Here is a 10,613-nt window from a genome sequence, read left to right on the forward strand (position 1 = left end):
GCGCAAAACTCCTCGCGCCCGCGTCAAGTTTCCTGGCGACGACGGCCGCATTATCGACCAACACTCACTTTCAGGGGAAAACAAGATGACAACCCGGCTAAAGCCCACTCTGGGCACTATACATCTGTGGGGCATTGCGGTAGGTCTGGTCATCTCCGGCGAGTATTTCGGCTGGAGCTACGGTTGGGGCGTAGCGGGCACGCTGGGCTTTCTGGCAACCACTGCGCTGATCGCCGTAATGTATACCTGCTTTATCTTCAGCTTTACCGAGCTCACCACCGCTATTCCGCACGCGGGCGGCCCTTTCGCCTATAGCCGCCGCGCCTTTGGCGAAACCGGTGGCCTGATCGCCGGTATGGCGACGCTGATCGAATTCGTTTTTGCCCCGCCTGCCATTGCCATGGCAATCGGTGCCTACCTTAACGTGCAGTATCCCGGATTAAACCCTAAGTATGCTGCGGTCGGCGCCTATGTCATTTTTATGGCGTTGAACATTCTTGGCGTAAAGCTGGCCGCGCTGTTTGAACTGGTAGTGACGGTGCTGGCGGTAATTGAGCTGCTGGTATTTATGGGCGTGGTTGCGCCGGGCTTTAGTCTCAGCAATTTTGTCGCCCACGGCTGGTCAGGCGGCGACAGCTTCGGTCTGCCCGCCGTATCCGGTATTTTTGCCGCTATTCCCTTTGCTATCTGGTTTTTCCTGGCTATTGAGGGCGCGGCGATGGCGGCCGAAGAAGCCAAAGATCCTAAACGCACCATTCCCAAAGCCTACATTGCCGGTATTTTGACGCTGGTAACGCTGGCAATTGGCGTTATGCTGCTGGCGGGCGGCGCGGGCGACTGGCGCAAACTTTCCGATATCAACGACCCGCTGCCGCAGGCAATGAAAATGATCGTTGGCGAACACTCGAACTGGATGCATATGCTGGTCTGGATTGGCCTGTTCGGCCTGATAGCGAGTTTCCACGGCATTATTCTTGGCTACTCGCGCCAGTTCTTTGCGCTCTCCCGCGCGGGCTATCTGCCTGCAAGCCTGGCGAAGCTTTCCCGCTTTCAAACGCCGCACCGTGCCATTATCGCTGGCGGCCTCATCGGCATAGCGGCCATTGGCAGCGACGGCTGGTTTAACCTGCAGGGCATGACGCTGACGGCGGCGATGATCACCATGGCAGTATTCGGCGCTATCGTTATGTACCTGATGAGTATGCTGAGTCTGTTCCGCCTGCGCCGCACCGCGCCGAATCTTGAGCGCAGCTTCCGCGCGCCGGGCTATCCGATCGTTCCGGGGATTGCGCTAGTGCTGGCGCTGGTTTGCCTGGTCGCCATGCTATGGTTTAACCCGGTTATCGGCGGACTGTTCATGCTTCTGATGGCGGCGGGCTACGGCTATTTTCTGCTGACCAAAAGCCAGCGCGCCCGCGCGCCGCACGATGCCATGCTGGTGGGAGAATAACAACGAAAGGCAATGAAACCCCGTCGCCGATTCGCTATCATGCGCGCTGACTTTGAACAAGCGCGCATGACGCGCCGGAGAGGGAAAGCACAATGCTGTGGTTTAAAAATTTGATGGTATATCGTCTGAATCGCGAGATCCCGCTGGCGGCAGACGAGATGGAAAAACAACTTGAGGCATTCTCTTTCACTCCCTGCGGCAGTCAGGACATGGCGAAAACCGGCTGGGTCGCGCCAATGGGCTCGAAAAGCGATGCGCTGACCCACGTCAACAACGGACAGATCCTGATCTGCGCCCGCAAAGAAGAAAAAATCCTGCCGTCGCCGGTGATCAAGCAGGCGCTGGAAGCGAAAATCAGCAAGCTGGAAGCAGAACAGCAGCGCAAGCTGAAAAAAACCGAAAAGGATTCTCTGAAGGATGAAGTGCTGCACAGCCTGCTGCCGCGCGCTTTCAGCCGCTTCAGCCAGACGTTTCTCTGGATAGATACCGTCAACAATATGATTATGGTTGACTGTGCCAGCGCCAAAAAGGCGGAAGATACGCTGGCGCTGCTGCGTAAAAGTCTGGGCTCGCTGCCGGTGGTGCCGCTGACGCTGGAAAGCCCGATCGAACTGACGCTGACGGAATGGGTGCGCTCCGGCGATACCCCTGCGGGTTTTGCGCTGATGGATGAGGCAGAGCTGAAGGCGCTGCTGGAAGATGGCGGCGTGATCCGCTGTAAAAAGCAGGATCTGGTCTGCGATGAAATCGCCAACCATATCGAAGCGGGCAAGCTGGTCACTAAGCTGGCGCTGGACTGGCAGGAACGCGTACAGCTGCTGCTGTCGGACGATGGCTCATTAAAGCGCCTGAAATTTGCCGACGCGCTGCGCGAGCAAAATGACGATATCGACAGGGAAGACGTGGCGGCACGCTTTGATGCCGATTTTATCCTGATGACCAGCGAGCTGACCGCGCTGATCGCCAACACTATAGAGGCGCTGGGCGGCGAAGCGCAGCGTTAAGCAATATCAAAGAGGCCGGATTTCCGGCCTCTCTGTATTAATCCTTCAGGTAACGGCAAAGGTAGGCAGAAGGCTCAGCCACCTGCAGATGAAACTCGCTGTGGCCCGGCACGTTGAACACCTCGCCCGGATCGTAATGGCGCCATTCGGTTTCTCCCGGCAGCAGCACCTTTAGCGAGCCGCTGACCACGGTCATCTCTTCTGGCTGGCCGGTGCCAAAAGTGTACTCGCCTTCCGCCATCACGCCGACGCTGGCGCGTCCGGTGCTGGCGCTGTCGAAACCAATCGATTTCACTTTTCCTTCGAAGTACTCACTGACGTTGAGCATGGCGCTCTCCTTTTTCAGGGAAAAACGGGCTTCCGGCCTTGCCTGAAGGACTCAGGCCACCAGTTCTGCAGCCAGTCCGGCCAGCAGCACATTGGAAAGCAGGACGGGAATACCCAGCAATTTTTGTAAAAAGTCGCGATGGCGCTGGTGGTAGCCCAGGCAATCGAGCACCACGACGTCGGCACCCTGCTCCTGTAGCGCCAAAGCGGCGTCGATTAGCTCATCATCGCTCTGAACCCAGGGGCTGGCGACGGCGAAGCAAGGCCTTGAGGCCAGACTCTGCCATTTATAGGCCTGCTCGTTCAAATATTCTTTGCGCGCCACCATTACACCGACCTGATGCCCGTCGGTAATCGCATTGACCAGCGGCGGCAGCATACGGTATGGCTCCAGCAAAATAGCGCTGTTTGTTTTGAGATTTTTATATTCGCCTGCGCAGAGCACCAGAATATTTTCAAATCCCTCTGCTTCCAGTTTATCAATCAGCTGTTGCAGTGCCGCTTCGACTTTTGCGGCGGAAAGAATGGCGTAAGAGCCATCTTCCATATGCGTCATCGTCACTTTTTCGCCTGCCGCCGGCCCATAGCGCTGCTCAATTTCGGCCGTAGAAAGACCGTCGAGCAGACCATAATGCGCAATATTCTCTTCAGGCAGGTGTTCCAGCAACAGAGGGAGCAGATCTCTGCGAGGCGCCTTTCCTAACGTCAGGGCAGCCAGTTTATTGGCGTTGCTTTTCGTCTCCTGCAGGACATCAGACATAAAGCTACCGGAAAATAAAACGTCGGTTCCGGAAAAAGTCGGAGGCAGCGTCGGCGAAAGCGGAGTGGTGAGGATGTCGGTCAATGGTCTGTCCAGTTGAGGGCTTATGAGAAGCATCGGGCCTGATTTACATTATCCAGCGAAAATATGTCGCTGGCTGCTTTCGGTCAAGCCTTAATCCCATGATGTGAATAGAAAGACACAGCAAAATCTGCGGAAAATTTTCCCTGGGCAACAAGATATATTTTATCTCAGTCAAATAGCCTTATTGTCATAAGGCTAATCGCCTGCCACTCAGCAGATTCGTTCAAATTGCTGGTGGTAGCGCTTACATTTTCGCCGCCTTTACTGTGTCCGAATATTGCTGGCTTCCCTGCCGCGAGTGTTACTCTTTCTCTATATCTTCGTAGCGAGCTTTGGCGTCAATGGCCTCCTGCTCGCTTTCATGTTCGCTAATCAGCGTATCTGGCTTAGGGTGATCGGCACGAAGTTCGTACCAGGTCACACATTGGTCGGCCGTGCCCTTTTTTACCGGAACGATATGCGCTTCACGAGGATAAGGCGGTCTGCCTGGCATATATTTTCCCTCCTTAAAGAATAAGCGAGCTGCCCGGTGTTGCACGCATGGGAGCTTTCGTTCTTCAAGTATAGACAAAGGCTGGCAATTCTCCGCTCGGCTTTAGCAAGTTGGGAAAAATCGCAGAATTAACTGGCGCGGGCCAGCGCCAGCACGCTGATAATTTCATCGGTAACGCTATCAGGATGTTGCATGGCGTTAATGATGTAGTGGGAGGCTTCATGATAAAGCGCTTCGCGGGCGGCCAAAACCTCGACCATCTCTTCCGCAATGGGGCGCCCTGTTAGCGTAGGACGCTGCGCCTGCTCGGGATAGGCTTCCAGCCGTGCCGCCAGCACCTCTGCGTCTGCTTTGAGATAAATTACACGGCCCTGCTCGCGCATAAACTGCCGGTTCTCTGCTGCCAGCACCATGCCGCCGCCGGTAGCGATCACGCTGTTTGCTACGGTTACCGCTTGTAAAGAGGCCGTTTCGCGGCGGCGAAATCCCTGCCAGCCTTCTGCTGCCACGATTTCCGTCACTGTCAGGCCGGTGGTTTGCTGAAGGTGCTTATCCGTATCGCTAAAGGCGTAGCCCAGCGCCTGAGCCAGTGACTGACCAACGGTGGTTTTTCCGCAGCCGCGCGCGCCGACAAGATATATAGGTAAGGACATGGCAGAAGGTTCCTCAGCCTTGTTAACAGGCCGCTCCAGCGGCAACAGGCAGTAAATAAACAGTGTCGGGCATCATACCTATAATTACTCTCTGTCACCAGCAGGCACTTTTTCTTTACACCTCTTTTTGCGGTAAAATCATTCATCCATTTGATATAAAACAAAAAAACCATGTAAACCTGGCGTTACAGGTACTTTAATATCCGCTACTAAGCGGCAACATTTCCTTACCCGAACCCCGTTTACTTTCGCCTGTTGTGCCCCAAAATAAAGGTATAGCCCGTTAATGAGGATCTCTTATGCAGAGCGAAGAACAAAAGTTAATAGAAAGCCTGTTTTCCCGTCTGAAACAGGCTGAAACCCAGTCTGGCCCACGTGATGCCGCCGCAGAAAGACTGATTCAACAGCAGCTACAGCAGCAGCCCGGCGCGCCATACTATATGGCGCAGGCGATCCTGATTCAGGAAGCGGCCATGAAGCAGTTAAACAATCGGGTAAGCGAGCTGGAAGCGAAACTGGCTGCCCAGCAGCAACCCCAACAGAGCAGCGGCGGCTTTCTTTCTGGCCTGTTCGGTGGCGGTCGTCAGCAGCAACCGCAGCAGCAGCAGCAATCGTCGCCCTGGGGCAACGCGCAGCCACAGCAGCAGCAATGGAATAACGTGCCACCGCAGCAGCCTTATTCAGCGCCAGCGGCACCCTCGGCCACCAGAGGCTTTTTAGGCGGCGCGCTGCAAACGGCAGTCGGTGTCGCGGGCGGCGTGGTAATGGCGGATATGCTGACCAGCATGTTCCACCATTCCCAGCCGGAGGAGATTGTTAATATTATTAACGAGCCGGCGCTGCCGCAGGAGAATTTCGATAATAACCTCGATACCTTCAACAACGGCACCGACGCGCCTTTCCTGAATCAGGACGCGGGCCTGCCGCAGGATTACGCCAACGACTACGGCAACGATTTCGACGATAACGATTTTGACGATGACGACAGCTTTGTCTGAGTAAGCGAAAGGCGGGAATTTCCCGCCTTTTTTATTTATTTCGCTGTGCCAGCAGCCACTTATCCAGCTCGTTGGCAAACTGCTGTCGGTCGCGCTGGCTCAAGGCTGCCGGGCCGCCGGTTTGCACGCCGCTTGCCCGCATCGTATCCATAAAATCGCGCATGGTCAGCCGCTCTTTAATGGTGGCTTCGCTATAGCGCTCGCCGCGTGGGTTCAGCGCTACTGCGCCTTTTTCCATGACTTCCGCCGCCAGCGGAATATCCGCCGTAATCACTAAATCGCCCGCCTGCGCTCGCCGAACAATTTCGTTATCCGCTACGTCAAAGCCAGCCGGGACACGCAGCGTGCGCAGAAAGCGTGAAGGCGGCACGCTCAGCGCCTGATTCGCCACCAGGGTGACGACTATCTGCTCACGCTCCGCCGCGCGATAGAGCACCTCTTTGATTACTTTTGGACATGCATCAGCATCTACCCAGACCGGCATCGCCCCTTCCTTCTCTCAGCAAAAACTTCCTGCGATCTTGCCTGGCTTTTCAGGAATGGCAACCTGTTATTTCGGGCATAGCTTTTCCGGACAGCAAGCCTTTACCAACAGGCAGCCGCTTTCTGGCAAACGGAATCAAGCGCACAGCCCTATTTTTCAAATCCGGCCAGTTTTTACAGCCGGGTGTTATTTTAAACCCACCGGCATCACATTATCCCTGCCTGGGAATAATACTAATCTTGCCGTTTTTCTCCAGTATCGCGAATTTGATCTGTTCGAGACGTTCCAGGCCAGCGGTGCTGCGCGCCGAAGTCATAATATCCTCTTCCGACAGGCCTGCTTTTTTGACCCGCGCTGCCAGCAGATTGCCGTTTTCCACCAGGATCAGCGCGGTGCCGTCAATCAGCCTGTCCAGCCGCGGGAAGCGCGCCTGCAGCATACCGAACAGAATATCGACTACTATCAGCGTAATAATGGTCAGGGATGCGCCGGTTACCGAAAAGTCATTGCCCAGCAATGCCTGCTGTGTCGCCTCACTGATGATCAATAGCAGGATCAAATCAAAAGAGGTCATCTCCAGCAGCGTGCGGCGTCCGGCAATTTTCAACACCACCATCAGTAAAAGATAGATGCTAACGGCCCGTAAAACGGTTTCCATATCGCGCTCCTAAGGATAAATCCACTGGGTAAACTGCACGCTGGTTTTATTATCCAGCGTCACCGTAACCGGATAACGGCCGGGATTTTGCGCCTGAAGACCGATCCATACCGTCGCGCCATTGCGATAATCTGCAGCGCTCCAGCTCAGTTCAAGACTATTTTTGGCGCTAACGGCCTGCTGTGGCTGCGGCTGTAGCGACTGGATCTGAAAGTTATCCATCGCTTCGCCGTTAATGGTCAGGGAGAAATGGCCAGCCTGCTGCGGCCTGACGCGGATAGCCATCGCCATATCGCTATCCAGCCTGCCGAAACGCTCATACTCCACCAGCAGCGAGCCATCCGCCGAATGGCTTTTGCCGTTGCTCAACACACCTTTGGAGAAAAGGCCGCAGGCACCCAAAATCACCACCGCAAACAGAATAAAATGGCCGACACGCTCTATTCGCCACTCAATTTGCTGCCAGCGCATATGCTCCTGAATGGGATAGCTTCGACTTTGCATTTCATCACGTTCTTTCTCTTGCATTGCCCGCTCCTGGTTATTGCTTAAGCGTAGCCGAAGCTGAATTAAGCCGGGTAATGACGTAAGCTGGAGATGATGAAAACGCGAAAAGGTGCAAAAAGATGGATAAAAAAATTGGTTTTATCGGCTGCGGCAATATGTCCAAAGCTATTATTGGCGGACTGATTGCCGCCGGTCAGGTAAAGCCTGAAAACATCTGGGTCTACGACCACAAGCCCGCCACCAACCAGGCGATGCAGGAAAAGTATGGCATTACGCCCGGCAACAGCGCGGAAGAAGTTGCCAGACAGGCTGATATCCTGTTTGGCGCAGTCAAGCCCAACGTCATCCTTAACGTGCTGAAAGAGATCTCCGGCTGTCTGAATAAAGAAACGCTGGTTGTTTCTATCGCCGCAGGCGTCACGCTGGATTCACTGGCGCAGGCGCTCGGCCACGACCGCAAGCTGGTGCGCGTAATGCCCAACACGCCAGCCCTGGTTAATGAAGGCATGACCTCGGTCACGCCGAACGTGCTGGTGACCAAAGAAGAAGCGGACGAAATCGTGGCGATTTTTAACGGCTTCGGCAAGGCAGCGCTGGTGCCGGAGTACCAGATCCATGCCGTAGTCGGCGTCAGCGGCTCTGCGCCAGCCTATGTATTTATGTTTATTGAGGCAATGGCCGATGCCGCCGTGCTGGGCGGTATGCCGCGAGCTCAGGCTTATCAGTTTGCCGCGCAGGCGGTTAAAGGTTCGGCACAGATGGTGCTGGAAACAGGTAAACATCCCGGCGAACTGAAAGATATGGTCTGCTCGCCCGGCGGTACCACTATCGAAGCGGTAAAAGTGTTGGAGGAGAAAGGCTTCCGCGCGGCGGTGATCGAGGCGATGCAGCAGTGCATGGCTAAATCAGAGCGAATGAGCAAAGCCTGAATTTGCTGTATGCCCCGAATCCGGGGCATGTAAAAGGATTAGCCAAATTCTTTCTGCGCCAGCGCCGCGCCTTCGGCCATGGTCATCGGCTGCTGCATGCGCCGCACCAGATCGGCAGTAAAAGTATAAAGGCCACAGGAGGCTACCGCAGCCAGCTGGCCTCGCTGACCGTAGAGCGCGACAAAAGTTTTCTCTTTTAGCGAGCCGAACAGCTGAAAATCATCCCACTCTTTGGCATGACCAAGGTATTCGTAGCGCGTACCAAACTGCGCCGTCCAGAAGAAAGGAACGCGATCGAATTTCTCGCCACGGCCCAGCATATTCTTCGCCGCCACTCTGCCCTGCTGCTGCGCTACCCGCCAGTGTTCAATGCGTAGCGGGCCGGAAGCGGCGGGATAAGTCGCTATATCGCCCGCAATCCAGATATTTTCGGCAACTGCCAGCTCCTCGCTGGCGCTCAGGCTGCCATCGTCATTAAGCGGCATATCGTGAATAAAACTGGTGCCGGGCGCGACGCCAGTTGCCAGCAGCACCCTGTCCGCAGGGATGACTTTGCCATCTTTCAGCTCAATGCCGCTGACGTGCCCGCCGCTATTTTGCAGGGCGACCGGTTCGCCCTCAATAAATTCCACGCCGTTCTCTTCGTGCAGCTCGCGGAAGTATTTAGCGATTTTTTCGCCGAATTGCTTTCTGAACGGCAGCGGATCGCGGGCGATAACCTGCACTTTTACTTTTTTCGAGCAAAGCGCGGAAGCCAGCTCCATGCCGATAAAGCTGTTGCCCACGATAACCAGCCGACCAGTTTCATCGACTTCCTGCAACAGCGTTGCCGCCTGCTCAAGGCTACGCAATACGTGGACGCCGAAAAGCGCTTTGCCGCTGAGATCGGGACGTTGCGGAATGCCACCGGTAGCGATCAGCAGCTTGTCATATTTCAGCGTTGAACCATCCGCAAAGCGCAGTAGTCTTTCACGGCTGTCAAGCTGTTCGACATCGCCCTGCTTGCGTTCCGCGTAGTGCCAGAATTCTTCATCCAGTAAGGGCGGCACCTCATCGATAGCCATGTTTCCGGCGGGCACGAATTTGCTCAGTACGGTGCGGTCGTAAGGCGCTTGTTTTTCGCGATCTACCAGCACCAGCCGGCCTTTAAACCCCTCACGACGCAGCGTCCAGGCCGCCGCCGCACCGGCCGCGCCCGTGCCTAACACCACAAATACAGGCTCGTCATCCTCTTCAGAAAAACGGTAGAGCGGAGGCAGCGCGTCGGGGTCGACCTGCACCATACCGTTCTCGATTTTTACCGGGTAGCGCTGTAAATCGCTTAAGGCCAGCGGTTCGCACAGGCTGCCGTCGCTGATAGCGAAGTTGGCTTTATGCCACGGGCAGACCAGATAGCCGTCACGAATAGCGCCTTGCTCCAGCGGCGCGCCGGAATGGGGACATTTTGCCTGAAAGGCTCTGACCTCGTCTTCCTCGCGGATCAGCAGGATTTCCTGCTCGTCAATGGCGACCCTGACCGGTTTCAGCTGCGGTAAATCTTGCAGGACGATGGCGTTTTGATAGCTCACGACAGGCTCCTTTCTTGTTATGTTTTGGCATTATCAGAACTAATAAGCCTGGCATTTACAGGGAGAACGACCAGAGCGCAGCGGGAAAAGAAGACGGAATAATAAGATAACTTTCTGTTTATAAATAAAATTAAATTTTTATATCGGGGGAGTTCTGACAAGAGGAAGCGACGGAGAATAACAAAAAAGCGGCGCAGATTTGCGCCGCTCTTTATCAAAAAACCGGGCCGCGGCCCGGTTTCCGTCAGCGGCCTGGGCCGTGTGAGAAGCCGCCGCCAGGGCCGCCACCGCCCCAACCGCCACCGCCGCCACCACCCGGAGGCGGGAACAGGCATCCGCTTAGTGCTGTTACCAGCGCAACTACACTTACTGCTTTAATCAAACGACTCATAGCTCTTTCCTCGTGGTAACAATGGCGCTGATAGTAAGCGCCGCCGCACGGGCCGACAATGCAGAAAATTCCTGTTAACCCCTGTTTTTACCCGGCGTAACCACGCTTAACGCTTTCCTTGCGGGAAACAGCGGCAAACCTTAATTGGCTGGCTACTTTCCGGAAAAAGCGCAGCGGATTTGCTGCGAGCGGCCTCGCAACTTGAACGCATTCAGCTTTACAGCCTGACGTATTCCTTTCAGTGTGGGCGCAGAAAAATAATGAGGTATCCTTTATGACATCGCTTATGCAGCAGCTCAGCCGCCGG

The 10,613-nt window shown here is 55.2% G+C and carries 14 protein-coding genes; 4 read left to right on the forward strand and 10 right to left on the reverse strand.

Annotated features, from left to right (window positions below):
- Positions 1-85 precede the first annotated feature (85 nt).
- The gene (gene eat / locus ACETPC_RS12350) at positions 86-1,450 is read left to right on the forward strand and encodes an ethanolamine permease (protein WP_380181811.1); all 1,365 of its coding nucleotides are present in this window, start codon (positions 86-88) and stop codon (positions 1,448-1,450) included.
- 92 nt (positions 1,451-1,542) lie between these two features.
- Complete coding sequence (rdgC, locus tag ACETPC_RS12355) at positions 1,543-2,454, forward strand: recombination-associated protein RdgC (RefSeq protein ID WP_380181812.1); 912 nt, start codon at positions 1,543-1,545, stop codon at positions 2,452-2,454.
- Positions 2,455-2,491: 37 nt separating this feature from the next.
- Here the strand turns inward: rdgC and ppnP are convergent, their stop codons facing one another.
- From ppnP to aroL, 4 genes are all read right to left on the reverse strand, one after another.
- Positions 2,492-2,782, reverse strand: coding sequence for a pyrimidine/purine nucleoside phosphorylase (gene ppnP, locus ACETPC_RS12360; RefSeq protein WP_380181813.1), 291 nt, complete (start codon positions 2,780-2,782; stop codon positions 2,492-2,494).
- A 51-nt stretch (positions 2,783-2,833) separates the two neighbouring features.
- Entirely contained in the window at positions 2,834-3,541 is a 708-nt protein-coding gene (locus tag ACETPC_RS12365; protein WP_380181814.1) for an AroM family protein, read from the reverse strand.
- Positions 3,542-3,926: 385 nt separating this feature from the next.
- Positions 3,927-4,118, reverse strand: coding sequence for a YaiA family protein (locus ACETPC_RS12370; RefSeq protein ID WP_380181815.1), 192 nt, complete (start codon positions 4,116-4,118; stop codon positions 3,927-3,929).
- A 128-nt stretch (positions 4,119-4,246) separates the two neighbouring features.
- A complete protein-coding gene (gene aroL, locus ACETPC_RS12375; protein WP_380181816.1) occupies positions 4,247-4,771 on the reverse strand; it encodes a shikimate kinase AroL in 525 nt (174 codons plus the stop codon).
- A gap of 299 nt (positions 4,772-5,070) precedes the next feature.
- Between aroL and ACETPC_RS12380 the strand changes: the two genes are divergently transcribed.
- Positions 5,071-5,769 carry a DUF2076 domain-containing protein gene (locus ACETPC_RS12380; RefSeq protein ID WP_380181817.1) on the forward strand — a complete coding sequence of 233 codons (699 nt, stop codon included), beginning with the start codon at positions 5,071-5,073 and terminating at the stop codon, positions 5,767-5,769.
- A 31-nt stretch (positions 5,770-5,800) separates the two neighbouring features.
- Here ACETPC_RS12380 and ACETPC_RS12385 read toward each other — a convergent pair whose 3' ends face one another.
- The 3 genes from ACETPC_RS12385 to ACETPC_RS12395 all read right to left on the reverse strand — a co-directional run bounded on the left by ACETPC_RS12385 (position 5,801) and on the right by ACETPC_RS12395 (position 7,439).
- Positions 5,801-6,253: a YaiI/YqxD family protein gene (locus ACETPC_RS12385; RefSeq protein ID WP_380181818.1), complete on the reverse strand. Its 453-nt coding sequence runs from the start codon at positions 6,251-6,253 to the stop codon at positions 5,801-5,803.
- A 211-nt stretch (positions 6,254-6,464) separates the two neighbouring features.
- A complete protein-coding gene (locus tag ACETPC_RS12390) occupies positions 6,465-6,911 on the reverse strand; it encodes a DUF421 domain-containing protein (RefSeq protein WP_380181819.1) in 447 nt (148 codons plus the stop codon).
- A gap of 9 nt (positions 6,912-6,920) precedes the next feature.
- Positions 6,921-7,439 carry a hypothetical protein gene (locus tag ACETPC_RS12395; protein ID WP_380181820.1) on the reverse strand — a complete coding sequence of 173 codons (519 nt, stop codon included), beginning with the start codon at positions 7,437-7,439 and terminating at the stop codon, positions 6,921-6,923.
- A 98-nt stretch (positions 7,440-7,537) separates the two neighbouring features.
- On the opposite strand from ACETPC_RS12395, the gene proC reads away from it, so the two are divergent.
- The gene (gene proC / locus ACETPC_RS12400; protein WP_380181821.1) at positions 7,538-8,347 is read left to right on the forward strand and encodes a pyrroline-5-carboxylate reductase; all 810 of its coding nucleotides are present in this window, start codon (positions 7,538-7,540) and stop codon (positions 8,345-8,347) included.
- A gap of 38 nt (positions 8,348-8,385) precedes the next feature.
- Here the strand turns inward: proC and ACETPC_RS12405 are convergent, their stop codons facing one another.
- From ACETPC_RS12405 to ACETPC_RS12415, 3 genes are all read right to left on the reverse strand, one after another.
- On the reverse strand, positions 8,386-9,915 hold the full coding sequence (locus ACETPC_RS12405; RefSeq protein WP_380181822.1) for an FAD-dependent oxidoreductase: 1,530 nt from the start codon (positions 9,913-9,915) through the stop codon (positions 8,386-8,388).
- A gap of 244 nt (positions 9,916-10,159) precedes the next feature.
- On the reverse strand, positions 10,160-10,306 hold the full coding sequence (locus ACETPC_RS12410) for a hypothetical protein (RefSeq protein ID WP_380181823.1): 147 nt from the start codon (positions 10,304-10,306) through the stop codon (positions 10,160-10,162).
- Positions 10,307-10,393: 87 nt separating this feature from the next.
- Positions 10,394-10,613: hypothetical protein (locus ACETPC_RS12415; RefSeq protein WP_380181824.1), on the reverse strand; the 220-nt coding region annotated here is incomplete at its 5' end.

Origin of the sequence: Pantoea sp. sgz302252 (assembly GCF_042610525.1) — a bacterium.
GTDB lineage: Bacteria > Pseudomonadota > Gammaproteobacteria > Enterobacterales > Enterobacteriaceae > Erwinia.